Genomic DNA, 26,495 nt, shown 5'->3' with positions numbered 1-26,495 from the left:
GGGCTATGCGGAGCATAGAACCCGGGATCTCGAGATTCCGGGTTCGGCTCTTCAAGCCGCCCCGGAATGACAATCATAAGGAACGACAGAATGCCCTGGCCCGATCCCGTCACCCTGCGCGGACAGCATGCCCGTCTCGAGCCGCTGTCGCATGACCATCGCGAAGGGCTGGTCGAGGCGGTCAAGGACGGCGAGCTGTCGAAGCTGTGGTACACCGCAATCCCGCTGCCGGAGGACATGGGCAAGGAGATCGACCGCCGCTTAGGCCTGCAGGCCGCGGGCTCGATGCTGCCCTTCACCGTGTTCGATGCCGGCGGCAAGATCGTCGGCATGACCACCTACATGAACATCGATGCCACCAACCGCCGCGTCGAGATCGGCTCGACCTGGTATGGCAAGAGCGCGCAGCGCGGCCCGCTCAACACGCAGTGCAAGCTGCTGCTGCTGCGCCATGCCTTCGAGACGCTGAACTGCATCGCGGTCGAGTTCCGCACGCATTTCTTCAACCACCAGAGCCGCCGCGCCATCGAGCGCCTGGGCGCCAAGCAGGACGGTATCCTGCGCAGCCATCAGATCGCGCCGAACGGCACGCTGCGCGATACTGTCGTTTACAGCATCACCGCCGCCGAATGGCCGACGGTGCAGGCGCATCTCGAATTTCAACTCAACGACAAGCCGCGCTAGGGGCGGCCGAGGGACCATGGATAGATTTGATTATGTGATCGTGGGCGCGGGCTCCGCCGGTTGCGTGCTCACCAGCCGGCTCAGCGAGGATCCCAACACCTCCGTTTGCGTGCTCGAGGCGGGCCCGTCCGACTGGCATCCCTACATTCATCTGCCGGCCGGCTTCATCAAGACCTTCCACATGAAGAGCATCAACTGGGCCTATCAGCAGGAGCCCGGTCCGTGGACCGGCGGGCGCAGCATCTATGCGCCGCGCGGCAAGACGCTGGGCGGCTCGTCCTCGATCAACGGCCACATCTACAATCGCGGCCAGCGCATGGATTTCGACACCTGGGCGCAGATGGGCAATCGCGGCTGGGGCTATGCCGACGTGCTGCCCTATTTCCGCCGACTGGAGAAGCGGATCGGCGAGGGCGAGGACACCTATCGCGGCCGCGACGGCAACCTCATCGTCACCACCATGAACTGGCGCGATCCGCTCTGCGAGGCCTTCATGGAAGGGGCGGTCTCGCTCGGCATTCCCCGCAACCCCGATTACAACGGCAAGACCCAGGAAGGCGTCTCCTACTGCCAGCGCACCATCAACAACGGCCTGCGCGTCTCCGGCGCCACCGCATTCCTCAAGCCGGCGATGAAGCGGCCCAACGTGCATGTGCACACCCATGCGCACGCGACCGAGATCATCTTCGAGGGCAAGCGCGCCGTCGGCGTGCGCTACATGAAGGGCGGCCGCGGCGGCCAGCCGGTCGAAGTGCGCGCCAACAAGGAGGTGATCCTGTCCGGCGGCAGCTATAATTCGCCGCAGCTGCTGCAGCTCTCCGGCATCGGCTCGCCGGACCTATTGCAGCAGCACGGCATTGCCGTGCGTCACGCGCTACCGGTCGGCGAAGGCCTGCAGGACCATTACGCCCCGCGCACGGTGGCGCGCGTCAAGGACATCAAGACCATCAACGAGCTCCGCCGCGGCTTCTCGCTGTGGATCGAGGCGTTGAAATGGGCGACCCAGCGCAAGGGCCTGCTGTCGCTGTCGCCGACCATGGTCTATTGCTTCTGGCATTCCGGCGAGAGCGCCGAGAGCTCCGACCTGCAGCTCACCTTCACGCCGGCTTCTTACAAAGAAGGCGTGCAGGGCCAGCTCGAGGACGAGCCCGGCATGACCGTGGCGTCCTGGCAGCAGCGTCCCGAGAGCCGCGGCTATGTCCGGATCCGCTCCAGCGATCCGTTCGCGCCGCCGATCATCCAGACCAATTATCTCGACGCCGAGCTCGACCGCCGCGTCATCGTCGGCGGCATGAAGCTGGCGCGGCGCCTCTTGAAGAGTGCGCCGCTGTCGCCCTATTACGCCTACGAGGATTTCCCCGGCCCCAACGTCAACACCGACGACGAATTCCTAGCCGCCGCCACCCAACGCGGCACCACCACCTTCCACCCCGGCTGCACCTGCCGCATGGGCCCGGCGGATTCCACCTGGGCCGTCGTCGACGACCACCTCCGCGTCCACGGCCTCGAAGGCCTCCGCGTCATTGACGCCTCCGTGATGCCGCGCATGATCTCGGCGAATTTGAATGCGTCGACGATGATGATCGCCGACCGCGCCTCCGACCTCATCCGCGGCAAGCAGCCGCTGGAAGCCGCAAGGATTCCGGACGCAGCGGTGGCGTGATATCTTCGTAGGGTGGGTTAGCCAGCGGCGGCGCGAAGCGCGGCCGTAGGCGTAACCCACCGTTTCTTTCGATGTGAAAACGAGCCGTGGCGGTTACGCCTTCGGCCAATCCGCCCTACGCGCTTCACCGATAGGCAAAACGCCAAATGCCCCAATCCGGCGCTGAGCGGCAATCCGTTGGCCAGATTGCCATCTGCGGCATCGTCTTTCTCTGCACCGCTATTCCGCTCGGTCTGCTGCTCCGCGTGGGCTGGCGCGATTGGACCCTCCTTGCCGGCCTCTGGGCGATAATGTACTTCATGGGCGGAATAGGATGGTTTCCTCGGCCCACACCAGTTCAAAAGGCCTTCTCATATGGTCTGCTCGTAGGCACGGTGCTGCCGGCGCTGGAGTGGGCGGCGACGCTTCACGGCCCGTAGCCCGTCGGGCAAAACACCCCGTCACCCCGTCAACCCCTCTCCATAAAATATTCCGCTTTACCGAAATTCGGAATTGCGGCATAGATCGAACCAGCCCGGCTCACGAAAGAGGGGCGGTTCGCGAGTCGTTCGAAACGCGGGCCGGGTTGCGGTGGACGCGGCAGCGTCGGCACGATGGGTGCGGGCAGGGCGGGTAGTCCCTGTGAGCCCGAGGCCGCGTGCAGACGAACGGCGCTGAAGTCCGGCGAAGCCTCTTGGCGAAGCCGGATGAGCTGCGTACGGCAAAACCGTGTGGTCCTGGCCGTCGTTGCTACGGTCAAGCTGGCCGCGGAGATGCGCGCGAGCCCAACCGGGCGGACGGCATCGTCAATTCGCGGGGCGAGGGAGGCCAGAAGGAATTCGGCTCCCGGGAGAGCACGGCATAAGCCGTCCGACCATCGCGCAGGGAAGGCCGAGTGATCGGCGACACCTGTATGCTGCTGTGCGGTTTCTCTGCGTGTGCTTTTCGCGCAGCGGACCGCGGGTGCCCGTCGGCACCCGGTCTTCCCTGCGCCCTCTTTCTTTTGGGGCGACGGAATGAAGCAAAGCTCGGGCGAGATGAGCCGCGAGGCTGCGAAGGTGTGTCTGCAAATTGAATTGCCAGCGGAGAACGACGCCGTTGCTCCTTGCTCCGTCATTGCGAGCGCAGCGAAGCAATCCAGACTGTTTCCGCGGAGGGATTCTGGTTGCTTCGCTGCGCTCGCAATGACGATGTGGAAGCAGGTGCGTGCCACATTCTCACTGTCATCGCCCGGCTTGACCGGGCGATCCAGTATTCCAGAGGCGGCTGGGATGGAATCGAAAGGCTGCGGCGTACTGGATTCCCCGCCTTCGCGGGGAATGACACCAATGTTTTGAGCGACAGCGGAGCGTTATCGTGAGTGAGCCCCAGCCTACACTTCCCGTCGGCTCAAAAACGCCAGCCGCTCGAACAGATGCACGTCCTGCTCGTTCTTGAGCAGCGCGCCGTGCAGCGGTGGAATCAGCTTGCGCGGGTCGCGTTCGCGCAGCTGCTCGGCGCTCATGTCCTCGTTGAGCAGCAGCTTGAGCCAGTCGAGCAGCTCCGAGGTCGACGGCTTCTTCTTCAGGCCCGGGACCTCGCGCACCTCAAAGAAGATGCGCAGCGCTTCCTCGACCAGGCGCTTCTTGATGCCGGGGAAGTGCACGTCGATGATGCGGCCCATCGTGTCGGCGTCGGGGAACTTGATGTAGTGGAAGAAGCAGCGGCGCAGGAACGCGTCGGGCAGCTCCTTCTCGTTGTTGGAGGTGATCATCATGATCGGGCGCTGCTTCGCCTTGATCGTCTCGCCGGTCTCGTAGACATGGAATTCCATGCGGTCGAGCTCGAGCAGCAGATCGTTGGGGAATTCGATGTCGGCCTTGTCGATCTCGTCGATCAGGAGCACCGGGCGCTGCTCGCTGGTGAAGGCGTCCCACAGCTTGCCGCGCTTGATGTAGTTCCGGATGTCGGATACGCGCGCATCGCCGAGCTGGCTGTCGCGCAGGCGCGACACCGCGTCGTATTCGTAGAGGCCCTGCTGCGCCTTGGTGGTGGACTTGATGTGCCAGGTCAGAAGCGGCGCGTTCAGCGCCTTCGCCACTTCCTCCGCCAGCACCGTCTTGCCGGTGCCGGGCTCGCCCTTCACCAGGAGCGGACGCTCGAGCACGATCGACGCATTCACGGCGACCTTGAGATCGTCGGTCGCAACATAGTCCTTGGTGCCGGTAAACTTCATTGCTCGTCCTTGTTGGTCGTCGTCGCCGGGCATCGCCAATTTCATGCCCTGGTCACGACAAGCGAACGGCCGCTCGAGGCGGCCGTTCCTGGTTCGGTCAGGCTTTCAGACCCGTTTTATCAGCGAAAGGATGACGAGCACAATCACCGCGCCGATCGTGGCATCGACGATGGCGCCGATTGTGCCCGTTGCCAGCTGGATGTGCAGCTGTGGCAGAACCCAGCTCGCCACCAGCGCGCCGATGATGCCGACGACGATGTTGCCGATCAGCCCAAATCCCGCCCCATGGACAATCTTGCCCGCAAGCCAGCCGGCGATGGCACCGATGATCAGCGCTGCGAGAATTCCCATTGCAAACGTCCCCCAAACAACCCCTCATTGTCGCCAATTCTAGAGCAAAAAGCCTGCCGGTCCAGCGTCCCGCGACGGTCTGCGCCCCTTGACGTTCGCCACCCGACGGGCAATCTGTTACCCATGTTCCTGCAATTCTTCACCTCTCTGCGCGATGCGCAGGTCCCCGTGACGCTGCGCGAATACCTCACGCTGATGGAGGCGCTCGACGCTGACCTTGCGGACTATACGGTCGAGAATTTCTATTACCTGTCGCGCGCCTCGCTGGTGAAGGACGAGCGCAACCTCGACAAGTTCGATCGCGTCTTCGGCACGGTGTTCAAGGGGCTGGAAAGCCTGCTCGAGGCCATGGACAAGGCGGAGATCCCCGAGGAGTGGCTGAAGAAGCTCGCCGAGAAGTATCTGACGGAAGAAGAGAAGAAGCAGATCGAGGCCATGGGCTGGGACAAGCTCATGGAGACCCTGAAGAAGCGGCTCGAGGAGCAGAAGGGCCGTCACCAGGGCGGCTCCAAATGGATCGGCACCGCCGGCACCTCCCCGTTCGGCGCGCACGGCTACAATCCCGAGGGCGTGCGCATCGGCCAGGAGAAGAACCGCAACAACCGCGCCGTGAAGGTGTGGGACAAGCGCGAGTTCAAGGATCTCGACGGCAATGTCGAGCTCGGCATCCGCAACATCAAGGTGGCGCTGCGCCGCCTGCGCAAATTCGCGCGCACCGGCGCGCCCGACGAGCTCGATCTCGACACCACCATCCGCGAGACCGCCAATCACGGCTATCTCGACGTGCACATGCGCCCCGAGCGGCGCAATGCAGTGAAGCTCTTGGTGTTCTTCGACATTGGCGGCTCGATGGATGCGCATATTGAGCAGGTCGAGGAGCTGTTCTCGGCGGCGAAGAGCGAGTTCAAGCACATGGAGTATTTCTACTTCCACAATTGCCTCTATGAAGGCGTGTGGAAGCAGAACAAGCGCCGCTTCACCGACCGCACGCCGACCTGGGACGTGCTGCACAAATACCCGCACGACTACAAGGTCGTGTTCGTCGGCGATGCCTCGATGTCGCCTTACGAGATCATGGTGCCCGGCGGCTCGGTGGAGCATGTCAACGAGGAGCCCGGCTCGGTCTGGCTCGACCGCATCATCCGCACCTATCCGCATACGGTGTGGCTGAACCCGGTGCAGCAGAAGCACTGGGACTATTCGGAATCCACCACCATCATCAAGCGCATCTTCGCCAATCGTATGTATCCGATCACGATCGAGGGGCTGGAAGCTGCGATGAAGGAATTGACGCATTGATGCCTCCCGTCGTCATTCCGGGGCGCCCGAAGGGCGAACCCGGAATCCATCGGGCCGCAGTGCATGTAGAGGAATAGATTCCGGGCTCGCGCTACGCGCGCCCCGGAATGACAACAAGAGGGAGAAGCACGTGCCCCAGACCATCACCCGCGGCATCAAGGCGCTGATCGACGAGGCCAATGCCGAGATCGAGACGCTCACCGCCAAGGACGCGATCGAGATCTCCAAGAACGGCGACGTCGTCATCGTCGACATCCGCGATCCCCGCGAGATCGAGCGCGACGGCCGCATCCCCGGCGCCTTCGCCTGCACCCGCGGCATGCTCGAATTTTGGATCGACCCGCAGAGCCCGTACGCAAAACCGATCTTCCAGGAAGACAAGAAGTTCGTGTTCCACTGCGCGGGGGGCTTACGCTCTGCGCTCGCGGCCAAGACCGCGCAGGACATGGGCCTCAAGCCCGTCGCCCATATCGCCGGCGGCTACGCCGCCTGGCGCGATGCCGGCGGGCCCACGGAGAAGTGGGAGCCGAAGAAGAAGGGGTGAGGGCCTTGCCCTCTCCACCCGTCATTCCGGGGCACGCGAAGCGTGAGCCCGGAATCCATTGATCCACAGAGTCTGAGGCACGATGGATTCCGGGCTCGTGCTTCGCACGCCCCGGAATGACCAACGGAGAATGCTTCAATGACCACCGCCACCGACCCCCTCGTCTCCACCGAATGGCTCGCCGCTCACATCGGCGATGCCAACGTCAAGATCCTCGACGCCAGCTTCAAGCTGCCGGGCGTGCTGCCGCTGCCGAAGGACGACTATCTCGCCGCGCATCTGCCGGGCGCCGTGTTCTTCGACGTCGATGCGGTGTCGGATCATTCCAACCCGCTGCCGCACATGTTTCCGAGCGCCGAGCAGTTCGGCCGCGACGTCGGCAATCTCGGCATCTCCAACGCGGACACCGTCGTGCTCTATGATGCCGGCGGCTGGGTCGCGGCGCCGCGTGCGTGGTGGATGTTCCTGTCCTATGGCCACAGCAACGTGCGCATTCTCAATGGCGGTCTGAAGAAGTGGCGCACTGAGGGACGCGCGACCGAGAGCGGCGAGGTCAAGCCGAAGCCGACGACCTTCACGGCGAGCTATGACGCAAACCGCGTGCGCAGCATGCAGCAACTGATCGCCAATGTCGAAAGCCGCAACGAGCAGGTGATCGACGCGCGCGCCGCCGATCGCTTCGAAGGCCGCGCGCCCGAGCCGCGCCCGGGCATCCGCTCCGGTCACATCCCCGGCGCCCGCAACGTGCCCTACAATCTGCTGTTCGACGCCGCGACCGGCGAGATGAAGCCGCTCGACGAGCTCCGCGCCGCCTTCACCAATGCCGGCGTCGAGCTGGATGCGCCGATCGTGACGAGCTGCGGCTCCGGCGTCTCGGCCGGCGTGCTGACGCTCGCGCTCTACCGCCTCGGCATCACCGACACCGCGCTCTATGACGGCTCGTGGTCGGAATGGGGCCAGGCCGGCGGCCCGGCCATCGCGACCGGCCCGGCTTGAGGTTGCAGCCACGATGACGGTACGCTCCCTCGCCCCGTTCTTACGGGGAGAGGGTTGGGGTGAGGGGCCTCTCTCCACACGATGAGACTATCGACGGACCTGTACCCCCTCACCCGGAATCCGCGCGACGCGCGTATTCCGACCTCTCCCCGCAAGCGGGGAGAGGTGAAGAAGTAAGATCACCGCGTGCGTGCGGTCGTCGTTGTCGCGAAGGCCGGCTGCTGCTGACCGAACGGATCGAGCTGCTGCTGCAACTGCTGAGGCGGTGGGCGCCGCACCACGCGGGCTCGCTTCTTGGCTTTCGCCTTGCGCTTGGTCGCCTTGCTGTCCGACTTGGTGCTCTCGGCCTTGCTGCTCTCGGCCTTGACCTTCGCCGGCGCGTCCGTCGCCGCTGTGGCGGCGTTCAGCGCAGCGAGCCTTGCGGAGGCGACATCGAGCGCCGCGGCGGCGAGGGCCGGGTCAGCTGGTTCCGGCTCGCTGGCGATTGCGGCAGGCTGGGCCTCGGGAATCCCGGCCGTGGTGTCGGCGGGGGTCAGCGTATCGATGGAAGCCGGCGCTGCGGCCGTCACGGTCGGTTCGGGCTTGGCTGCTTCGATGGCCGGCACTTCAGCCAGGGGCGCGGCGGCCTCGGGCTGGACGTCGGTCTCGGTCGTCAGTGCAGCAACCTGTTCGGGCTCGCTCAGGGGCAGAGCGATGGTCGGCACCTGGTCGCGCAGCGATGGCGTGGTCTCGGCAGGTGGCTCCGGCTCGGTCCGCAGCACCGCGAGCACCGGCTGGGCCGGCTCGGGCGCCTGCGCAAACATTTGCTCCTGCGGCCCGTTCCGCCAGCCGGGGTTGTTGACATATTGCTGATGGGTCGCCCGGAGCAGAGCGGCGGCCCCTAGGCCGAACACCAGGATGGAGGTTGACAGCAGGATCGCGGCAAACAGGAAGCGAAAGCCGGGAAGCATTGAGCGATTGCGAATTTCCGCCCCGGCGGCGGAAGTAGCCGGGGCTCAAGAGCCATCTGAACGCGGTGACGGTACTGCTTGCCGCGTTCGCCACGCGGGATCGGAGCTCAAAAAGGTGGCGAATCAGGCTGATTCGACCATATCGCAACGTCTCCGCATCGTTCCGTTAAAATCGCGGCCGACCATCGCGCCAATCGAAGGCGCGATACGATTTCAGCCCCGTGATGCAACGGGGCAACGGTAGTCTTGCGGATCACAAATCGGCAAGTCCGGCGCAAATAAGCCTGATATGTCTTGAATGTGCCGCTATCTTCCGTCATCTGGCCGTTAACGGTCCGGTCGGGCTTGGGGACTATACAAGAGCGATGATGATCAAACACTTTCTGACGATATGCGCTGCCGCAACAGTCGCTGCGGCGGGAACCTCGCTCGCTCAGGCTCAGAGCTATCCGATCCAGCAGGTACCAAGCTATGGCGCGCCTGCCGAATATCGGCCCGGTGACCGCATGCCGAATTTCGACGCGCTGGATGAAGACGACGACGCGATGCCGCATGCCTCGCTGCCCCCGCCCGGTCCGGCCGACGATCCGCGCTACGGTCGTCCGATGGGCGCGCCTCCGGTCTATTCGGCCGCCCCACCCCAAGGTCCGGTGATGTCGCCGGATGATCCGCGCTATGGGCGCCCGGCTGGCGCCCCGCCGGTCTATTCGGCCGCGCCGCAGGGCCCCGTGATGTCGCCCGACGATCCCCGCTACGGCCGCCCCGCCGGTCCGCCGGCGGTGATCTACGCCGACCGTCCGCCTCAGCAATCGCCCGCCAACGATGGCCTGCGTCCGCCCGAGTCTGTGGGCGGTCCCTCCGCGACTGGGACGGTCCAGGCCGGACAGCCGCCCGTGGGCACGGATGGCCGCCCGGTGACCCTGGCCGCGCTGCCGCCCGAGGAGCAGCCCGATGCCGCGCCGGTGCAGCTGCCGCCGAACCTGCGCCGTCAGGAGGTCGCGTTCCAGACCAAGGAGCCGGCCGGCACGCTCGTGGTCGATACGCCCAACACCTACCTCTATTACGTGCTCGGAGGCGGCCGTGCGATCCGCTACGGCGTCCGAGTCGGCCGCGACGGCTTCACCTGGACGGGCGTGCAGAAGATCACCCGCAAGGCCGAGTGGCCGGATTGGCATCCGCCGACCGAGATGATCGAGCGTCAGCCCTATCTGCCGCGCTTCATGGCCGGCGGCCCGGGTAATCCGCTCGGCGCCCGCGCGATGTATCTAGGTTCGACCGTCTACCGCATCCACGGCACCAACCAGCCCTCGACGATCGGCAAGTTCGTCTCCTCCGGCTGCATCGGCATGCTGAACGAGGACGTCTCCGACCTGTTCGAGCGCGTCAAGGTCGGCACCCGCGTTGTCGTGATGCCGGGTGGTCCGCCGCCGGGAACGGCGACGGCCTCCGCTGCGCCGACGCAGAGCGCTGCCGGGCCGGCTCCGATGTCCGCCCAGGCGGGCCCGGTCCCGGGGACGCAGCCCACCGTTGTGCCGCCGCTGCCCGCGCCGGTCACCGTGCGCTGAGGGCCTCAACTCGATGAGATTGCGAAGGGCGTGCCGTCGGCACGCCCTTTTCGTTTCAGGCCAGCTTCCGCGGCAGCTCGCCGCCTTTGGTGAAGGCGTCGATCGCCTCGACCATCTGGCCGTAATGGATGCGCAGACCATCCGTGGTGGCGTAGCCCAGATGCGGCGTCAGCACGAGATTGTCGAGCTTGCGGAAGGGATGGTCGACCGGCAGCGGCTCGACCGAGAACACGTCCAATCCTGCACCTGCGATCTTGCGCTGCTGCAAGGCGTCCAGCAGCGCCTGCTCATCCACGATCGGCCCGCGCGCGGTGTTGACCAGGAAGGCCGTCGGTTTCATCCGCGCAAGATCCGCGCGGCTGACGAGGCCACGCGAGCGCTCGCTCAGCACCACGTGGATGGTGACGATGTCGGCCTTGGCGAACAGCTCCTCCTTGGAGGCGTAGCCGACGCCAACAGAAGCGCACTTTTCCGGCGTCAGGTTCGGGCTCCAGGCGATCACGTTCATGCCGAACGCCTTCGCAATGCCCGCCATCTTGCTGCCGAGCTTGCCGAGCCCGACGACGCCGAGCGTCAGCCCTTCGATCTCGACTCCGGCAAATGTCTGCCAGGACTCGCCCGCATGCATGCGCGCGTTCTCTCGGCCGATGCCGCGGGTCAATTCCAGGATCAGGCCCATCGTGAGCGGCGCCGTCGGATCGCGGGAATATTGCGTGCCGCCGATGGCGATGCCGCGCGCTTTCGCGGCCTCGATGTCGATCGCAGCGTTGCGCATGCCCGAGGTCAGCAGCAGCTTAAGCTTCGGCAGGCGATCGAACAGGCTCTTGGGAAACGCCGTGCGCTCGCGCATCGCGCAGATGATTTCGAAGTCGGTGAGCGCACTGGCTGCGGCCTGCTCGGAGGCGAAGGGATGGCTGAACACGGTGACGTCGACGCGATCCGACAATTTCGGCCAATCGGCGACGTCGAGGGCGAGATTGAAATAGTCGTCGAGGATTGCGCAGCGCAGCCGGCTCATCAGCGTTCATCCATGGCGAGAGGTGAAGGCGCCAGGCGGGCGCCGTCATCGGAACCTGGCCATGGTTTGCGCGCAATCGCGCCGGCGCGCAAGCAGCCTGCGTCTTCAAAAGTCCGATAGGGATCGTCGCTCAGACGTCGCGGGGCTTCAGGCGGAACGGTGCATCCATGCCGTGCTTGGCGCGCCAGGCGGGGCCGGGGCCGCGCATGTAATGCAGTTCGGGCCGGTAGGGATTGAAGGCGGTGACGAAGAAGCGCTTCCAGAAGGCCTTGATCTCCGAGGCGAACCCGAAAGTGCGCCCGGCTCCTGCCGGAATGGGAAGCGAATTGGTCTCGATCAGAGCCATGATGCGGCCTCGCTGTGCTCCCCGTTCGTTCTGAGCGGGTGGCGCTGTTTCCGCGCGAAACCGAGCTTTGGCCTGATTTATTAAAAGATGGTTTCAATTGTCCGGATCGGTGGCCGGATGGTTTCCTGACCGTATTCATCCGTGGTGAACGGACGGAAAACATTGCCCTTTGGGGGCGGGATCGCTACATCGCTGGCGAAGCAAATTTCCTCAAATCGAAGGTTTCACGGGACCGATGGCGCGCCAGTTCATCTATTTCATGCAGGGCCTGACCAAGAGCTACCCGACCCGGAAGGTGCTCGATAACATCCATCTGAGCTTCTACCCGGACGCCAAGATCGGCGTGCTCGGCGTCAACGGCTCGGGTAAGTCGACCCTGCTCAAGATCATGGCCGGTCTCGACAAGGAATACACCGGCGAGGCCTGGGTCGCCGAGGGCGCCCGCGTCGGCTATCTCGAGCAGGAGCCGCAGCTCGATTCCAAGCTGACCGTGCGCGAAAACGTCATGCAGGGCGTCGCCAAGCAGAAGGCGATCCTGGACCGTTACAACGAGCTCGCGGTCAATTATTCCGACGAGACCGCCGACGAGATGACCAAGCTGCAGGACGAGATCGAGGCCCAGGGCCTGTGGGATCTCGACAGCAAGGTCGACCAGGCCATGGACGCGTTGCGCTGTCCGCCCGACGATGCCGACGTGACGAAACTCTCGGGCGGTGAGCGCCGCCGCGTCGCGCTGTGCCGCCTGCTGCTCGACCAGCCCGAGCTCTTGCTGCTGGACGAGCCGACCAACCATCTCGACGCGGAATCCGTGTCGTGGCTGGAAGGCCATTTGCGCAACTATCCCGGTGCGATCCTGATCGTCACCCACGACCGCTACTTCCTCGACAACGTCACGGGCTGGATCCTCGAGCTCGATCGCGGCCGCGGCATCCCGTACGAGGGCAATTACTCGTCCTGGCTGGTGCAGAAGCAGAAGCGTCTGGAGCAGGAGGGCCGCGAGGATGCGGCGCACCAGAAGACGCTCGCGCGCGAGCAGGAATGGGTGGCGTCCTCGCCCAAGGCACGCCAGGCCAAGTCGAAGGCGCGCTATCAGCGCTATGAGGAGCTGCTCAAGAAGGCGAGCGAGAAGCAGACCCAGACCGCGCAGATCATCATCCCGGTGGCCGAGCGGCTCGGCGCCAACGTGGTCGATTTCGAGGGGCTCAGCAAAGGCTTTGGCGATCGTCTCCTGATCGATGATCTCACCTTCAAGCTGCCGCCCGGCGGCATCGTCGGCGTGATCGGTCCCAACGGCGCCGGCAAGACCACGTTGTTCAGAATGATCACCGCTCAGGAGAAGCCGGACTCCGGCACGATCACGGTCGGCGAGACCGTGCATCTCGGTTACGTCGACCAGTCGCGCGACGCGCTCGACGGCAAGAAGACCGTGTGGGAGGAGATCTCTGGCGGCAACGAACTGATCCTGCTCGGCAAGAAGGAAGTCAACTCGCGCGGCTATTGCTCGTCGTTCAACTTCAAGGGCGCGGACCAGCAGAAGAAGGTCGGCGCGCTCTCGGGCGGTGAACGCAACCGCGTGCATCTGGCGAAAATGCTGAAGTCCGGCGCCAACGTCCTGCTGCTCGACGAGCCGACCAACGACCTCGACGTCGATACGCTGCGCGCGCTCGAAGAGGCGCTGGAGGATTTTGCCGGCTGCGCGGTCATCATCAGCCACGATCGCTGGTTCCTCGACCGCATCGCGACGCACATCCTCGCCTTCGAGGGCGATAGCCACGTCGAATGGTTCGAAGGCAATTTCCAGGACTACGAGAAGGACAAGATGCGCCGGCTCGGCCAGGACAGCATCATCCCGCACCGCGTGAAGTACAAGAAGCTGACGCGGTGATGGCGGCATGATGCGACGGGCGCTCATCGCTGCGGGGATCGTCATCGCCTGCAGCTGGTCGCCCGTCCGTGCTGCCGACGCCGCTTTCACCCAGTTCATCGCCTCGTTGTGGCCGGAGGCCCAACAGGCCGGCGTTTCGCGCGCAACGTTCGATGCGCAAACGCGCGGGCTGGAGCCCGATTACAAGCTGCCCGATCTGCTCTTGCCCGGGCGGCCGGCAACGGGTGCGCCGTCGCAGGCCGAGTTCGTGCAGGTGCCGGCCGACTACGTCAAGGAAGCCTCGATCGCGCGGCTTGCAGGCGAGGGGCAGCGGCTGCTCCAAAAGCATCGTACCTCGCTGAACGAGATCGAGAAGAAGTCCGGGGTGCCGGCGACCGTCATGCTCGCCATCTGGGGCCGCGAGACAGACTATGGCCGGCACACGTTGCCCTACGATCTGGTGCGCGTACTGGCGACGCAGGCCTATGTCGGACGCCGAAAGGATCAGTATCGCAACGAGTTCATTGCCGCGCTCAAGATCCTCGATGAAGGCGTCGTCACGCGCAAGGACATGCGCTCGTCCTGGGCCGGCGCGACCGGCCTCACCCAGTTCCTGCCGTCCGAATATTACAAGCATGGCGTCGATTTCGACGGCGACGGCCGCATCGACATCTGGCACTCGGTGCCGGATGCGCTGGCCTCGGCTGCGCAGCAGCTCGTCAACAAGGGCTGGCAGAGCGGCGTGCGCTGGGCTTACGAGGTGCAGGCGCCGGCGAAGGTCGATTGCACGACGGGCGTGCCGGAGGTGACGAAGCCGATCGGCCAATGGCTGCGCGAGGGTTTTGTCCCGGTACGCGGCCAAAAGCTCAGCGCCGCCGAGCAGGCGCAGCCGGCCTCGCTGCTCCAGCCCGAAGGCATCTACGGCCCGTCATTCCTGACCACGAAGAATTACTTCGTCATCAAGGAATACAATTTCTCCGATCTCTACGTGCTGTTCGTCGGCCATCTCAGCGACCGCATGACGAGCCCGCTGCCGTTCGCAACGCCCTGGTCCGCCTCGAAGCAATTGCGCACCAAGGACGTCGAGACCATGCAGCGCGAGCTGACGCGGATCGGGCTCTACAAGGACAAGATCGACGGCAAGGCCGGCATGCAGACCCGTGCGGCGCTTGGCGCCTATCAGAAGTCGGCGGGCCTCAAGGTCGATTGCTGGCCGAGCGAAGAGGTGCTGCGTTCGATCCAGGCGGCGCGATAGAGCATGATCCGGAAAAGTGTGAAGCGGTTTTCCGAAAAGATCATGCTCAAACAATAACCTAAAGCGCGATGACGCTTCATCCTAACCGCATCGCGCTTTAGCGTGCGCAAACAAAAAGCCCGGCCAATGCTCTCGGCCGGGCTTTCCGATCGCGGCGCGCATGCGCCAGGCAATCAGATCAGTAGCAAACGCGAACCGGACGGCTGACCCAGCCGTAGCCGTCCCAATAGCGCTCGCGGCGCCAGTAGCAGGGCGCGGGCGGCGGGGGCTCGGCGATGTAAACGGGGCCGCCATAGGCGGGACGGCTGGAGGCGATGGCGCCGCCGACGATGGCGCCACCGATCAGGCCGGCTGCGATACCGGCGCCGACGCCGTCATGGGCCTTCGCGGACGGAGCGGCGGTCACCAGCGAACCGGCGACCGTCGCGACCGTGAGCGCGGCAACTAAAGTCTTGTTCATGCTCTTGGCTCTCCTGGGAGATGGGTTCCTCCTGTTAGAGGCGCCCGGGTTTCAAAGGTTCACGCACACTCTGATGGAATTGGCCTTGCAGCTAGGAAGCGCGCAAATGGTCAATCCACGGTAAACGCACACGGAGCTGTGACGAGAAAAAGCGGTCTTTTTCAGGCCCTGAGATGAACGGCGCATCCGTAGTGAACCGGCTTGGCGCGCCTCAGCCGCAGACTCGGACGCGACGGACGCGCCAGGCATAGCCATCCCAGAAGCGCTGCTTCTGCCAGACGCAGCCGCCGTAATAGTCGTCGGCAACATAGCCTGGACCCGGGGCGTAGTAGCGCGGCGGGTAGTAGCCCGGCCCATAGTAGCCATAGCTAGGCCCGTAATAATACGGAGAAGCCAGCGCGCCGCCGACAATGGCGCCGCCGATGATCCCGGCGGCCACGCCTGCCGCGACACCGCGCTGGGCATGGGCCGGTGTTCCGGCCGTCAGGGCCAGAATGGCGACGGCAGCGACCGCCAGGAGCGACTTCTTCATTGCTTGACCTTTCAGACGAACACGCGGGAACCTTTGGGCCGCAAGGTTCCATATTCCGCTTGAATGATCAATGAACGGCACCTTTGCCGGAGACGACCAATTGGTATGGGTCCCACCGGGAGACGATGATGGGCAACGCGATGATTAATGCTTTGATTGCGGCCGGGATCGTTTTCGCGGTCGGCTACGGCTGGATCGCACATCTCCAGAACCGCGCACGGCGCTCCCGCGCTACCGCCGGCAGCCACGGAGGGAGTAGCGGGGAGAGCACCTATTCCGGGACGAATGACGGCTTCTCGCTGGGAAGCTGGTTTTCCGGCGGCAGTTCGGGGAGCTCTGGCGACGGCGCAAGCTGTTCCAGCAGCGATAGCAGCAGTAGCGGCGGCGACTGCGGAGGCGGTGGCGACGGCGGAGGAGGAGGCGGCGGTGGCGGCGACTAGTGGGCTACAATCTTGATCCAGCGCAAGAGCTTGATTTAGAGCCGTTCTAGGCTTTGATCAGGCCAGTTTGGAATAGCTTCAAATACCTGTTTTTCCTTTTGCATCCGGCCGGCCTGTTAAATATCGATGATGGCGCATCACCGAAGGGCCTGCCGCTTCCATGATCGTTTGTTCCTGTAATGTGCTGAGCGATGATGATATCCGCGCCGCCGTCGCCGAGTCCGACGACGCCGTGCGGCATGCCAAGCAGGTCTATGGCTGTCTCGGCTGCAGCGCCGAATGCGGGCGCTGCGCCCGGACGATCAAGAGTATCATCGACGAAGCGCTCGGCCCCTGTGCGCAGTCCTGCTGCGCCGGCTGCCCGCATAGCCACACCGTGGCCGCCAACGACGAGACCGCCGAACCCGCCGAGTTCGCCCTCGCGGCCTGTTGAAAACTTCCGCAACTCCGGCTGAGCTTTTCCCCGGCTGGGTTCCCGTAGCCGGTTGCTCTCGCTCGCAAAGTGATTTAGAAGCGTTCTAAACTCGGTTTGGGACCGATTTGGACTGCAAGAGCTGGAGTGAACCATGCAGGGCGACGCAAAAGTCATCGACTATCTCAACAAGGCGCTGCGTCATGAGCTGACTGCGATCAATCAGTACTGGCTGCATTACCGCTTCCTCGACAATTGGGGCCTGCTGGACATGGCCAAGGTCTGGCGCAAGGAATCCATCGAGGAGATGGAGCACGCCGACAAGCTCACCGAGCGGATCCTGTTCTTCGACGGCTTTCCGAACATGCAGGTGCTCGATCCCCTGCGCATCGGCCAGAACGTCAAGGAGATCATCGAGTGCGATCTCGCCGCCGAGATGAGCGCGCGGGCGCTCTATCAGGAAGCGGCGACCTACTGTCACAGCGCCAAGGACTATGTCACACGCGACCTGTTCGAGAAGCTGATGAGCGACGAGGAGCACCACATCGACTTCCTCGAGACCCAGCTCGATCTGATCGGCCGCATCGGCCTTGAGCTCTACACCCAGAAGCATGTCGGCGGGCTCGAGGGCGAGGGGCACTAAACTCGGGCCTGGCTCCCTCCATCGTCATGGCCGGGCTTGACCCCGGCCATCCACGTGTTGCCGCACGACGCTTCGTTTTGCGGAACGCTCTTGGCTACAGCTGCGTCTTGTAGAGCTCTTCCACGGCCTCCTGGCTCGCCGGTTCGCCGAGGCCGGTCTGCTCGTGAATGACCGTGACGATGCTCGGCATCACCGAGCGCTGCACCTTCTCCGACCCCCACAGCTTCGAGCGCATCAGCGCCTTGCCGCAATGGAAATAGACCTCGCTGACCGCGACGTTCAGCACCGCGCGCGGCGGCTTGCCGAATTCCACCATCGAGGCGAGCAGATCCGGGTCGGCCGACAGCGTGCCGCGGCCGCCGACGCGCAGCGTCTCCTCGATGCCCGGCACGAAGAACAGCAAATGCACGAAGCCTGAGCCTTCGACGACGTTGCGGAAACTGTCGATGCGGTTGTTGCCGGAGCGGTCGGGCATCAGCAGCTGGTTGGGGCCGGCGACGCGGACGAAGCCGATGCCGCCGCCGCGCGGCGAAGCGTCGACGCTGCCGTCCGCTCCCGATGTCGCGAGCACGCAGAATGGCGACATCTCGATGAATTTCTTCGCATGCGCATCGATCGCGGGCCGTGCCTTCGCGATCACGCGCGGGCTCGGCTTGGCATAGATGGTGGCGAGGTCTTCGGCGCTAAGATCGGTCAACGGCGTGCCTCCGCTTCAGCTGGGCTTCAAGCTACCCGATCGGGCCGTAGCCAGCCAATGGAAATCACCAAGGCGCGTTACACCGCATCCGCCGGCACGAAGCAGCTGATGATGATGGAGCCGCGGTGGTGGACGTACCACACCACGGCCTGGCCGATCGGATTGCCCTGGTCGCGGATGATGGCGCGTCCGGGCACCTCGATCCATTGTCCCTCGATCGGCACCCAATAAGCGCCATTGCGCACGTCATACTCGGTGCGATGGCCATCGGAGATGTCGCAGCAGGGAACCCCGTTCGGCGCGATCACGCTCTTGAACCAGGCGCGGATGTCGGGCGGAACGTGGTCGTATTGGCCATTGTCGCGCGCGAACGCAACGTTTGCCAGCGCTGTCGCCGCAACCAACCAAACGCACAGTGCGAGCCTGTGCATGCGATCCTCCTCGTCGCGTATCGTGCCATGGGCGCGCGATTGTCCTGCGCGTCTTTCCCTATCGTTGGCACGGATTAAGCCTGAGCCGTCACTGCAATGCATGCTCAAATAATATGCGATGCCGGCGCCCCGCTTATGATGCGCTGCGAGATCAGCTTGTGGCGATGCGCATCCACCAAGTTGGTCGCAGAAGCGAGAAGGCGGATGTAGGATTTCGGCTCGGACCTTCGTCTTAAGGAAAACGCCGGGAGAAAGTGCATGTGCCGCAACATCAAGACGCTGTTCAACTTCGAGCCGCCGGCGACGGAGGATGAGATCCACGCCAGCGCGCTGCAATTCGTGCGAAAGCTGTCGGGTTTCAACAAGCCGTCGCAGGCCAACGAGGCGGCGTTCGATCGTGCGGTGGCCGAGGTCTCCGAGGCGGCGCGAAAACTCCTGACCTCGCTGCATACGAACGCGCCGGCGCGCGACCGCGAGGTTGAGGCGGAGAAGGCGAAAGAGCGTTCGCGGCTGCGCTTCGGTACGTGAGGTCAGGCAGCGTGCTCCGTGATCTGGCTCACGGTATCTGCTGCCTCGGCTTGCGATGGTGGCGGCCGGGGTTTTGATCGCCCGGAGCACGACATGAGCCACCCCCTTCTTCCTTTGAAAGCAGGTGCCATCGTCTTCACGCTGCTGTGGACCGCGTGGATGATGTGGTGGAGCGGCTCGTTCTCGAGCGCGAACGTGATCATCCTCGCCCTGTGCGGCGCGGCGGTCGGCTATTTCTGGTATCGCGCCATGCGCTGGCAATTCGAGCGCATGGGCATGCTGCCGCGGCGCGAGGATCGGCCCGACTAGACCCGTCGGCTATCCTTGCCCTGCTTCTTCTTTTTCTTTTTCTTCCTGTGATCGTCGACGTCATCGCCCTCGTCATCGACGATTGCCTCGTCGGTCTCCTGGACGGCGGCTTCGAGCGCTTCGCGCTCGGCGGCTTCGCGCTCGCGTTGGCGGCGGCGTTCGTCCCAGGCATCGAAGAGCTGGTCGAGCCAGGGCAGCACCTGCTCGATCGACGGCAATTGGCCGGGCGGACCCGGCTCGCCGCGCGGGCCTTGCGGCCCCGCCGGTCCCTGCGGCCCGGCAGGTCCCGGTGCGCCGGCTGGCCCACGCGGACCGGCTTCGCCCTGTTTGCCTTGCGGACCGGGCTTGCCGGGCGGCCCGGCCTTTCCGACCGGGCCCGGCTTGCCCTGCGGCCCGGGCTTGCCGCGTGCGCCGTCGGGGCCGCGCCGGCCCGGATGCCCCTGTGGCCCCGGCCGTCCCGGCTCGCCTTGCCGCCCGCGAGGCCCCTGAGGCCCCGGCCGTCGTCCCTGGTCGTCTGCCACGCCACCGCTCCCTTCACCTGGAGCAAGCTACTTAGCGGCGTTTGACGACAGCAGCAATTCTGCCCGCGCATCGTGCCAGGCTTGATCAACATCAATCGGCGGCGCGAGCGGCCGCCTCATCGATCGCGCGGCTGCGCAGCGCGTCGTCGCTGGCCGATTGATGTCGTGCGCTAATCCTGACAGGCGGGCACGTCGATGCCGGAGGCGGCATAGAGCCTGATCTTGTTGCGCAGCGTGCGTACGGAAAGGCCGAGCACGCGCGAGGCGCGCGTGCGGTTGCCGTCACAGCGCGCCAGCGTCTGGATCACGAGCTCACGCTCGACCTCGTCGACGGTGGCACCGATCAGAAGCGGAACGATCTGGTTCGGGGCAAGGAATTGTGCGTCCGGCCCGGACGCGGCGACATGAACAGTGGTCATCAACACACCTCCCGATCAACGCCCGCTTCCACCGTCGGAAGCGGATCGAGAACCAACGACCCCCAAGCCGTGAATCTACGGTGGTCCGGTTTGGTTAATGAAAGGTTAATTGGAGGGGCTGCACCGAATTGATCTTGAGAATGCCCAGATGCCGCCGCGATTGGTGCGAGCCTCGCATCCCTCACACCGTGCGATAGCCGCCGTCCACCATCACGATGGTTCCGGTGACATAGGCCGACAGGTCGGAGGCGAGGAACACCGCGGGACCGACGATGTCCTCGGGCTTGCCGGTGCGCGCCAGCGGGGTGTGATCGATGAAAGCCTGCACCAGCGCCGGATTGGTCGCGCGCGCATTGGCGTTGAGGTTGGTCTCGATGAAGCCGGGGCCGATCGCATTGACGCGCACGCCTTCCTTGCCGAGCTCGACCGCGAGCGCCTTGGTGAAGCCGAGCACGCCGTGTTTCGAGGTGGTGTAGGCCGCCGAGCTCGGCGTGCGCAGATGCACGAAGGACTGGATCGAGCCGATGTTGACGATGCGGCCTTTGCTGGCGCGCAAGGGCGCGAGGAACGCCTGCGTCACGTTGAACACGCCGTTGAGGTTGAGCGAGATGATGTCGTTCCAGTCCTTCGCCACCGTCTCGGTCTCCGCGGTGAAGGCGTTGCGGCGGGTGATGCCGGCATTGTTGACGAGGATCGAGACCTGCCCGATTTTGTCCGCGATCTGCCTGGCGAGCGCGAAGCAATCCTCGCGCCTGACGACGTCGAGCGCAAAGCTCTCGGCCTTGCCGCCCGCTGTCCGGATCTCCTGCGCGGCCTCCGCCGCCGTCTCGGCGTTGACGTCGAGCAGCACGACCTGCGCGCCCTCGCGCGCATAGCCGGCGGCGATCGCCCGGCCGATTCCGGAACCGGCGCCGGTGACGACGGCAATGTGGTTTGCGAGCAGCGCCATGGCATATTCCTCCCGTTTTCGTTTCGAAGTTTCACGAAACGCTAACGCGAAATTAAGGGGTCGGAAACGGCGGCCTTGGCATACTGATCCTGATTGCTAAACGTTGCGCGCATGATGGAACGGCTCGAAACCTGGAAACTCGCTCTGGAACGCCTGCGGTCCGCGCAAGCGCCGGATTGGGCCGAGGCCGGCCGGCTGGTGGCCGAGATCGCGCGGATGAGCAGCGACGTCACGCTGCGCCAGGCTGCCGAGCAGGCGCTGCCGGTGCTGCGCCAGGCCGTCGACAACGACGATCACAGCGTGACGCTGGCGGCCCAGCGCCGTATCAGTGTGGTGCTCGAGGTCGTGCACGATCTGACCGCGCCGCGCTTCGGCCGCCGTAACGCCGCGCCGAAGAAGCTCTCCAGCGAGGACCGCGCGCGCAAGGTGCTCGGCCTGCCGCTCGCGGTGCAGCTCACTTGCGAGGACATCAACCAGGCCTATCGCCGCGCCGCCAAGGGCCTGCATCCCGACCAGGGCGGCAGCGCCGAAGCCTTCATCGACCTCGCCGCCGCGCGCGACATCCTGATCCATCCCGGCGCGTACAAGGACGCGTGAGCGTCTCAGGCCTTCGAAAAGCAAACCGGGCAAGGACGCCCTCGTCCTTGCCCGGTTCTTCGTCCGCCGATCGATTATCTTACCACTTGCAGCTGCCGCTCTTGAGCGCGGCGTCCTTGACCATGAGTGCATCGACGAAGGTCGGCACGCTGGCGCTGGCGCGGTGATAGCCGGCCGGCCACGGCGTGGTCGGGATGCTCTCGTCCCAGATCTGGCAGAAGCCGGTGTCCTGCCAGCGGATCAGATGATAGCTGGCTTCGGCCGGGCTCGCGGCGACGAACGCGGTGATGGCAAGACCGGCGGCAGCGCACAGCATGGAAATACGACGCATGATCAGCTCCTCAAATGAATGATGTGATGCGCCTCCCGACAATGACGGGGAGGGGTGGTGCGGGACGCGCTTGGCATGCGCCCCGGACAAGATGTGAGTAGTTCCACCCGCCGCCGAGGTTCAAAGAATGTGCGCGGGACAGGTCTGATGGCGGCCGGGAAACGCCTCAGGCCACGCAAAGCAAAAGGGCGGATCGCCCGCGCGACCCGCCCTTCAAGCGCTACTCTCGCGTCCGGCTCAGAGCGTGCACTTCCGCTCGGTGCGCATCTTGATCTGCAAGTCCGAGGCCTGCTGGAAGGTCGGGAACGGCTTGCTGACGACCTTGTAGGTAGAGACCCCGAACTGGAACGGCTTGTACTGCAGGTCCTCGTTCCAGACCTGGCAGATGCCGGTGTTGTCCCAGCGGATCACGTAATAGCCGACCTTCGCGGAGGCGGGCACGGCGAACACGGAACTAGCGATGCCGGCAACGGCACTGAGCGCGAGAAGGCGACGCATGAAGTATCTCCTGGTGGGACATGGGTGGTGGGACATGGGACCGAAAAAATTCGTGCGGTAAAAGCAGGTCCTTTGCAAGCCGGTGAGCCGCCATTCACGGACATGTCAGCCGTGCCATGAGCATTTGGTTTGGACGCGTGCCCGATAGGTCACACGCAGCTTAATCCGCTCCTACTTGGCCAGCGAAGCGACAGCCTCGATCTCGATCAGCATCTTCGGATCGGGCAGCGCCTGCACCACGCAGGTGGTGCGCGCCGGGTACGGCGGCGGGCCGAAGGCGCCGGCATAGAGCGCGTTCATCGCGGCGACGTCCGAGGCGCGGGTCAGGAGCACGTTGACCTTGACGAGATGCATGCCGGCGCCGGCCTCGCCCAGCACGCGCTTGATGTTGACGACGACATTGGCGAACTGCGTCTCGAAGCCGTCGGGCAGCGCACCATTGGCATCGAAGCCGGGAATGCCGGAGACGAACAGGAGGTCGCCAACCCGCGTCGCAAAGGACAGCGGCGGCGCCTTGACGTGCGGCGGGGGCGCGAAATGCTGGATCGGCATGGGATCACCTCAGGACGGGGGCGGACGCAGGAGCGTAGCGGCTGGCGCGGGGATGCTCAAAACAAAAGTGCGAAAACAACCCCATGCACAGTAGGCGCCGCACGGAAACCATTGATGTTTTCCAGAATTCGCCAAACGCGAAGCATCCGCTTGCTCCGTCGGGCAAAACAGGGGCATTATGGCACGATGGCGATGGTGGTCTTCGCCTCTCCCCGCGTGCGGCCTGCGCGTGGCGAGAGAGCAGGCCATTCACCCGTCATTGCGAGGAGCCCTTGCGACGAAGCAATCCAGACTGCCGCCGCGGAGCGATTCTGGATTGCTTCGCGGAGCCTGTCATCGGGCCGCGCTTCGCGCGGACCCGTTGGCTCGCAATGACGGAGCATGAGGACCTTCCGCGAGTCTCGCCGCCGCCTTGCTTGCGGAAACGCCCGCCGATCATGTTGCCGCCCCGATCGATCAGGTACATTCGCTCCGTCTGATTCGAACCCTCCTTTAAAAAAACAGCCCCCGGAGACCCCCATGAAGCTCGCATCCACCCTCCGCGCCGCGTGCGTCGCCATCGTCGCCCTGGCTGGCCTCTCGACGACCGCGCAGGCCGACAGCGGCTTCGTGACGCTGACGATCTACAAGGCGGGCTGGATCATCGGCGGCTCCGGCGGCTCGGGCGTGCTCAACTTCCGCGGCCGCTCGTACGGGCTCTCCACCGGCGGCCTCGACTACGGCCTGGTGTTCGGGGGATCCAAGACCGTGCTGCGCGGCCGCGTCTCCAACATCAACCGTCCCTCCGACGTTGCCGGCGTCTACGGCGCCGCCGGTGCCGGCATCGCCGTCGGCTCCGGCGCCCGCGCCATCGTGCTGACCAACCAGAAGGGCGCAGTGCTGGAGCTGTCGGGCACGCAGGTGGGGTTGATGGCGAATGCGGATCTCAGCGGGCTTGCGATCACGATGCGGTAGAAGGCGGTGCCGTAGGGTGGGTTAGCCCTGCGGATCCGCGCAGCGAATCCGCGGGGCGTAACCCACCTCTTTGGCGTCTCCGGAGACGAACAGTGGTGGGTTACGCTTCGGACAGCGCTTCGCGCCGCCCGAAGCTAACCCACCCTACGATTTCTCGACCCTCGCATGCACCCGCTCGCAATGTGCGACGAGGTTAGCGTGCGCATCGACGAAGGCCTTCAGCGGCGTCGGGATCGGAAAGTAATAGATGTTGGCGATGAAGCCGTAGATGCCGGCATCAACGCTCGTCGGCGCCGCGCCGTGTACGAAGCCTTGCGCCGGCGCGATGTCCGCCAGCACCTGCAAGTCAGCGAGCCCCCGCGCGTAGGCCTGCTCGGGCGTGTAGCGACCGATGCCCTGGAAGTGATAGCGCTGCGCGTTGTAGGCCTTGGCCTTCTCGAAGCCGGTAGGGTCGATCTGCGGATGCTGCGCGATGAAGGCGTCGCGGAACGCCGGATAGAAGCGCTCGTCCTTCCAGCGCGAATAGGACATCACCCAGTAGAGATCGTCCAGCATGCGCGTGACGAGATGGTCGGTGCGGCGCTGCTCCGCTGACAAGTCGGCGTCGATCGTGAGGCGGAATTTCTTAGTCGCGTGCGCGATGATAGCCTCGCTGTCGCCGATGATCTCGCCGTCGTCAACGATGTAAGGCAGCTGCCCGCGCGGCGCGGCCGAGGCATCGAAGACGTGCTCATGCACGAACGGCGCGCCCGCGAGCTTGAGAAACGCATAGACCTTGAGGCCGTAGCCGTTGTTGTCGGCGACACCGAAGAGTTCTGGGTAGGAGTAGAGGGTCAGCATGGGCGGGCGCCTCCGGGGTGGCGGAGGCCAGCATGCTAGGGAGTAGAAACGGATGCAATCCTCGTAGCCCGCATGAGCGCAGCGACATGCGGGAATGGGCTCCCCGGATATCGCTTGCGCTCATCCGGGCTACGTCAGAGCGCCATTTGCGAATTGCCTTTTGCGCAATAGGATGACCGCAATCCTCTGGTCCGGGAGATCACGATGGCCATCAACAAGGACAAGATCGACGATGTGAGACTTCGCCCATGACCCGCGACGAATTGGTCGCTGCCTATGCGGCGCCCGGCCGCCACTATCACAATCTCGCGCATATCGAGGATTGCCTGGCGGCGCTCGCGCGCGTCGAGGGTCTTTCGGCCGCCGAGCGCGAGACGCTGTCGGAAGCGATCTGGTGGCACGATGCGGTCTACGATCCGACGCGGACGGACAACGAGGAGCGCAGCGCGGAGCTTGCCGAGCAGCACGTTCGCGCCGAGCTTCGCCAGGAGGTCGGCCGCCTGATCCGTCTGACTAGAACGCACGACGTTCTCCCCGGCGATCGTCTCGGGGCGATCCTGATCTCGATCGACCTCAGCATTCTCGGCGCCGATCCCGCCCGCTACGACGCCTATGCCGCCGCGATCCGCCGGGAGTTCAGCCATGTCGCCGAGGAGGACTATCGCGCCGGCCGCGCCCGCGTGCTGCGCCGTTTCGCGGCACGCGAGGTCATCTTTCCCGACCCGGTCTTCGCCGCAACTTTCGATCGCCAAGCCCGCGCGAACCTCGCCCGCGAGCTGGCCCAGCTGAGCTGAAGCGGGCTGACCCGCCTACGAACCCGGCGCGGCCGTGAACACAGCCAGCTGCGCCTCGAACGCCCGCCTGAATGCCGGCCGCGCCTCGCCGCGGGCGACATAGGCGGCGATCTCAGGAAATTCATCGAGCAGGCCTGACGTATTCAGCCGCCGCAGCACCGTCACCATCATGAGATCGCCGGCGCTGAAGGCGCCATCGAGCCAGTCGGCTTTGCCAAGGCGGCGGGACAGTTCACTGAGCCTGATGCGCACGCGCTCCTGCAAGCTCGGCAGGCGCTCGGCGTGCCAGCTCCTGTCGCGCTCGAACAGCATGGCCATGGTGAGCTCGACGATCGGCGGCTCCATTGTGCTCAGCGCGGCGAACATCCATGCGATGGCGCGGCTGCGCGCGTTGGCATCCATTGGCAGCAAGCCATCATGGCGTTCGGCGATATGGAGCACGATCGCGCCGGATTCGAACAGGGCGAGGTCGCCATCCTCATAGGTCGGGATCTGTCCGAACGGATGCAGCGCGCGATGCGCCGGCTGTTTCATCGCGGCGAACGAGACGAGGCGGACGTCGTAGGGCTGCCCGACCTCTTCCAGCGCCCAGCGCACCCGCATGTCGCGCGCGTGGCCCTTGCCGCGGTCGGGGGAGGATTCGAAGGCGGTGATGGTGGGCATGGGGGGCTCCATGTGCGTCGCGCTTGGTCCGGAGGACGATTGGCGGAGACGGATTCCGACACTCGTCTTGTAGCAACCATTAAGTTGCGGCGGTATTTTCACGCCAGGGCGTACCTCGGGCAACAACGGTGTTGGCGTAGATAAGGAGCTTCCTGGCGCAAGCGATCAGGGCGACGCTGTGCGCTTTTCCTGCGGC

General features: G+C 64.8%; 33 protein-coding genes. 16 read left to right on the top strand and 17 right to left on the bottom strand.

The annotated features are described in order from the left end of the window. The first annotated feature begins 90 nt into the window (after positions 1–90). Together I6F20_RS10235 and I6F20_RS10230 are read left to right on the top strand one after the other, a co-directional pair. A complete protein-coding gene (locus I6F20_RS10235) occupies positions 91–684 on the top strand; it encodes a GNAT family N-acetyltransferase (RefSeq protein WP_225126042.1) in 594 nt (197 codons plus the stop codon). 16 nt (positions 685–700) lie between these two features. After that, positions 701–2,347 carry a GMC family oxidoreductase gene (locus I6F20_RS10230; protein WP_225126041.1) on the top strand — a complete coding sequence of 549 codons (1,647 nt, stop codon included), beginning with the start codon at positions 701–703 and terminating at the stop codon, positions 2,345–2,347. 1,351 nt (positions 2,348–3,698) lie between these two features. On the opposite strand, the gene I6F20_RS10225 is transcribed toward I6F20_RS10230, so the two are convergent. Further along, entirely contained in the window at positions 3,699–4,541 is an 843-nt protein-coding gene (locus tag I6F20_RS10225; RefSeq protein ID WP_036013181.1) for an AAA family ATPase, read from the bottom strand. A 105-nt stretch (positions 4,542–4,646) separates the two neighbouring features. Next, positions 4,647–4,892, bottom strand: a complete 246-nt coding sequence (locus I6F20_RS10220) for a GlsB/YeaQ/YmgE family stress response membrane protein (RefSeq protein ID WP_036028526.1) — start codon at positions 4,890–4,892, stop codon at positions 4,647–4,649. 123 nt (positions 4,893–5,015) lie between these two features. Here I6F20_RS10220 and I6F20_RS10215 point away from each other — a divergent pair, with 123 nt between their 5' ends. From I6F20_RS10215 to sseA, 3 genes are all read left to right on the top strand, one after another. Next, positions 5,016–6,191 (top strand): vWA domain-containing protein, encoded by a 1,176-nt coding sequence (locus I6F20_RS10215; RefSeq protein ID WP_036042143.1) that lies wholly within the window; start codon positions 5,016–5,018, stop codon positions 6,189–6,191. Between the two features lie 130 nt (positions 6,192–6,321). Then, positions 6,322–6,735 carry a rhodanese-like domain-containing protein gene (locus I6F20_RS10210; protein ID WP_028179894.1) on the top strand — a complete coding sequence of 138 codons (414 nt, stop codon included), beginning with the start codon at positions 6,322–6,324 and terminating at the stop codon, positions 6,733–6,735. 138 nt (positions 6,736–6,873) lie between these two features. Then, positions 6,874–7,731 (top strand): 3-mercaptopyruvate sulfurtransferase, encoded by an 858-nt coding sequence (gene sseA, locus I6F20_RS10205; protein WP_036028518.1) that lies wholly within the window; start codon positions 6,874–6,876, stop codon positions 7,729–7,731. Positions 7,732–7,910: 179 nt separating this feature from the next. On the opposite strand, the gene I6F20_RS10200 is transcribed toward sseA, so the two are convergent. Further along, the gene (locus tag I6F20_RS10200) at positions 7,911–8,681 is read right to left on the bottom strand and encodes a hypothetical protein (protein ID WP_109144721.1); all 771 of its coding nucleotides are present in this window, start codon (positions 8,679–8,681) and stop codon (positions 7,911–7,913) included. A gap of 368 nt (positions 8,682–9,049) precedes the next feature. Here I6F20_RS10200 and I6F20_RS10195 point away from each other — a divergent pair, with 368 nt between their 5' ends. Beyond that, positions 9,050–10,246, top strand: a complete 1,197-nt coding sequence (locus I6F20_RS10195) for a L,D-transpeptidase family protein (RefSeq protein ID WP_225126648.1) — start codon at positions 9,050–9,052, stop codon at positions 10,244–10,246. 55 nt (positions 10,247–10,301) lie between these two features. Here the strand turns inward: I6F20_RS10195 and I6F20_RS10190 are convergent, their stop codons facing one another. Both I6F20_RS10190 and I6F20_RS10185 read right to left on the bottom strand, forming a co-directional pair. After that, positions 10,302–11,264: a D-2-hydroxyacid dehydrogenase family protein gene (locus tag I6F20_RS10190; protein WP_225126040.1), complete on the bottom strand. Its 963-nt coding sequence runs from the start codon at positions 11,262–11,264 to the stop codon at positions 10,302–10,304. 130 nt (positions 11,265–11,394) lie between these two features. Further along, a complete protein-coding gene (locus tag I6F20_RS10185) occupies positions 11,395–11,610 on the bottom strand; it encodes a hypothetical protein (protein ID WP_225126039.1) in 216 nt (71 codons plus the stop codon). A gap of 235 nt (positions 11,611–11,845) precedes the next feature. On the opposite strand from I6F20_RS10185, the gene ettA reads away from it, so the two are divergent. Then, a complete protein-coding gene (gene ettA / locus I6F20_RS10180) occupies positions 11,846–13,495 on the top strand; it encodes an energy-dependent translational throttle protein EttA (RefSeq protein ID WP_225126038.1) in 1,650 nt (549 codons plus the stop codon). Positions 13,496–13,502: 7 nt separating this feature from the next. Continuing rightward, positions 13,503–14,729: a lytic murein transglycosylase gene (locus I6F20_RS10175; RefSeq protein WP_225126037.1), complete on the top strand. Its 1,227-nt coding sequence runs from the start codon at positions 13,503–13,505 to the stop codon at positions 14,727–14,729. Positions 14,730–14,907: 178 nt separating this feature from the next. Here I6F20_RS10175 and I6F20_RS10170 read toward each other — a convergent pair whose 3' ends face one another. Then, positions 14,908–15,189 (bottom strand): hypothetical protein, encoded by a 282-nt coding sequence (locus tag I6F20_RS10170; protein WP_036013199.1) that lies wholly within the window; start codon positions 15,187–15,189, stop codon positions 14,908–14,910. Positions 15,190–15,400: 211 nt separating this feature from the next. Beyond that, positions 15,401–15,721, bottom strand: coding sequence for a hypothetical protein (locus tag I6F20_RS10165; protein ID WP_057026972.1), 321 nt, complete (start codon positions 15,719–15,721; stop codon positions 15,401–15,403). Positions 15,722–15,846: 125 nt separating this feature from the next. Between I6F20_RS10165 and I6F20_RS10160 the strand changes: the two genes are divergently transcribed. From I6F20_RS10160 to bfr, 3 genes are all read left to right on the top strand, one after another. Further along, positions 15,847–16,161 (top strand): hypothetical protein, encoded by a 315-nt coding sequence (locus I6F20_RS10160; RefSeq protein WP_225126036.1) that lies wholly within the window; start codon positions 15,847–15,849, stop codon positions 16,159–16,161. A gap of 160 nt (positions 16,162–16,321) precedes the next feature. Next, positions 16,322–16,594, top strand: a complete 273-nt coding sequence (locus tag I6F20_RS10155) for a (2Fe-2S)-binding protein (protein ID WP_036013202.1) — start codon at positions 16,322–16,324, stop codon at positions 16,592–16,594. A 133-nt stretch (positions 16,595–16,727) separates the two neighbouring features. Next, the gene (gene bfr / locus I6F20_RS10150; RefSeq protein WP_036013205.1) at positions 16,728–17,216 is read left to right on the top strand and encodes a bacterioferritin; all 489 of its coding nucleotides are present in this window, start codon (positions 16,728–16,730) and stop codon (positions 17,214–17,216) included. 94 nt (positions 17,217–17,310) lie between these two features. Here the strand turns inward: bfr and I6F20_RS10145 are convergent, their stop codons facing one another. Both I6F20_RS10145 and I6F20_RS10140 read right to left on the bottom strand, forming a co-directional pair. Next, positions 17,311–17,913, bottom strand: a complete 603-nt coding sequence (locus tag I6F20_RS10145) for an MSMEG_1061 family FMN-dependent PPOX-type flavoprotein (RefSeq protein ID WP_036013208.1) — start codon at positions 17,911–17,913, stop codon at positions 17,311–17,313. A gap of 77 nt (positions 17,914–17,990) precedes the next feature. Then, positions 17,991–18,344: a hypothetical protein gene (locus I6F20_RS10140; protein ID WP_036028558.1), complete on the bottom strand. Its 354-nt coding sequence runs from the start codon at positions 18,342–18,344 to the stop codon at positions 17,991–17,993. Between the two features lie 258 nt (positions 18,345–18,602). On the opposite strand from I6F20_RS10140, the gene I6F20_RS10135 reads away from it, so the two are divergent. Further along, positions 18,603–18,872, top strand: coding sequence for a DUF2277 domain-containing protein (locus I6F20_RS10135; RefSeq protein WP_036013210.1), 270 nt, complete (start codon positions 18,603–18,605; stop codon positions 18,870–18,872). Between the two features lie 93 nt (positions 18,873–18,965). Further along, positions 18,966–19,181, top strand: a complete 216-nt coding sequence (locus I6F20_RS10130; protein WP_036013212.1) for a hypothetical protein — start codon at positions 18,966–18,968, stop codon at positions 19,179–19,181. On the opposite strand, the gene I6F20_RS10125 is transcribed toward I6F20_RS10130, so the two are convergent. From I6F20_RS10125 to I6F20_RS10115, 3 genes are all read right to left on the bottom strand, one after another. Then, positions 19,178–19,702: a collagen-like triple helix repeat-containing protein gene (locus tag I6F20_RS10125; protein ID WP_036013214.1), complete on the bottom strand. Its 525-nt coding sequence runs from the start codon at positions 19,700–19,702 to the stop codon at positions 19,178–19,180. The genes I6F20_RS10130 and I6F20_RS10125 overlap by 4 nt on opposite strands. Before the next feature lie 170 nt (positions 19,703–19,872). Then, a complete protein-coding gene (locus I6F20_RS10120) occupies positions 19,873–20,121 on the bottom strand; it encodes a helix-turn-helix domain-containing protein (protein ID WP_036013218.1) in 249 nt (82 codons plus the stop codon). A gap of 181 nt (positions 20,122–20,302) precedes the next feature. Next, the gene (locus I6F20_RS10115) at positions 20,303–21,070 is read right to left on the bottom strand and encodes an SDR family NAD(P)-dependent oxidoreductase (RefSeq protein WP_225126035.1); all 768 of its coding nucleotides are present in this window, start codon (positions 21,068–21,070) and stop codon (positions 20,303–20,305) included. A gap of 111 nt (positions 21,071–21,181) precedes the next feature. Between I6F20_RS10115 and I6F20_RS10110 the strand changes: the two genes are divergently transcribed. Then, a complete protein-coding gene (locus I6F20_RS10110; RefSeq protein ID WP_225126034.1) occupies positions 21,182–21,667 on the top strand; it encodes a J domain-containing protein in 486 nt (161 codons plus the stop codon). A 79-nt stretch (positions 21,668–21,746) separates the two neighbouring features. Here I6F20_RS10110 and I6F20_RS10105 read toward each other — a convergent pair whose 3' ends face one another. The 3 genes from I6F20_RS10105 to I6F20_RS10095 form a co-directional block, all read right to left on the bottom strand. After that, a complete protein-coding gene (locus I6F20_RS10105) occupies positions 21,747–21,998 on the bottom strand; it encodes a hypothetical protein (RefSeq protein WP_225126032.1) in 252 nt (83 codons plus the stop codon). Positions 21,999–22,235: 237 nt separating this feature from the next. After that, on the bottom strand, positions 22,236–22,496 hold the full coding sequence (locus I6F20_RS10100) for a hypothetical protein (protein ID WP_036013227.1): 261 nt from the start codon (positions 22,494–22,496) through the stop codon (positions 22,236–22,238). Between the two features lie 171 nt (positions 22,497–22,667). Next, positions 22,668–23,048, bottom strand: a complete 381-nt coding sequence (locus I6F20_RS10095) for a RidA family protein (protein ID WP_225126031.1) — start codon at positions 23,046–23,048, stop codon at positions 22,668–22,670. 519 nt (positions 23,049–23,567) lie between these two features. Here I6F20_RS10095 and I6F20_RS10090 point away from each other — a divergent pair. Beyond that, positions 23,568–24,002, top strand: coding sequence for a hypothetical protein (locus tag I6F20_RS10090; RefSeq protein WP_036013234.1), 435 nt, complete (start codon positions 23,568–23,570; stop codon positions 24,000–24,002). A gap of 144 nt (positions 24,003–24,146) precedes the next feature. Here the strand turns inward: I6F20_RS10090 and I6F20_RS10085 are convergent, their stop codons facing one another. Continuing rightward, positions 24,147–24,842 carry a glutathione S-transferase family protein gene (locus I6F20_RS10085; RefSeq protein WP_225126030.1) on the bottom strand — a complete coding sequence of 232 codons (696 nt, stop codon included), beginning with the start codon at positions 24,840–24,842 and terminating at the stop codon, positions 24,147–24,149. A 248-nt stretch (positions 24,843–25,090) separates the two neighbouring features. On the opposite strand from I6F20_RS10085, the gene I6F20_RS10080 reads away from it, so the two are divergent. Next, positions 25,091–25,636 (top strand): HD domain-containing protein, encoded by a 546-nt coding sequence (locus tag I6F20_RS10080; RefSeq protein WP_225126029.1) that lies wholly within the window; start codon positions 25,091–25,093, stop codon positions 25,634–25,636. Between the two features lie 15 nt (positions 25,637–25,651). On the opposite strand, the gene I6F20_RS10075 is transcribed toward I6F20_RS10080, so the two are convergent. Then, positions 25,652–26,299: a glutathione S-transferase family protein gene (locus tag I6F20_RS10075; RefSeq protein WP_225126028.1), complete on the bottom strand. Its 648-nt coding sequence runs from the start codon at positions 26,297–26,299 to the stop codon at positions 25,652–25,654. Positions 26,300–26,495: the final 196 nt, after the last annotated feature.

The sequence above is a fragment of the Bradyrhizobium sp. IC3123 genome, assembly GCF_020193625.1.
In the GTDB taxonomy this organism is placed as follows: domain Bacteria; phylum Pseudomonadota; class Alphaproteobacteria; order Rhizobiales; family Xanthobacteraceae; genus Bradyrhizobium; species Bradyrhizobium yuanmingense.
This window is presented reverse-complemented; position numbering and strand designations above follow the sequence as displayed.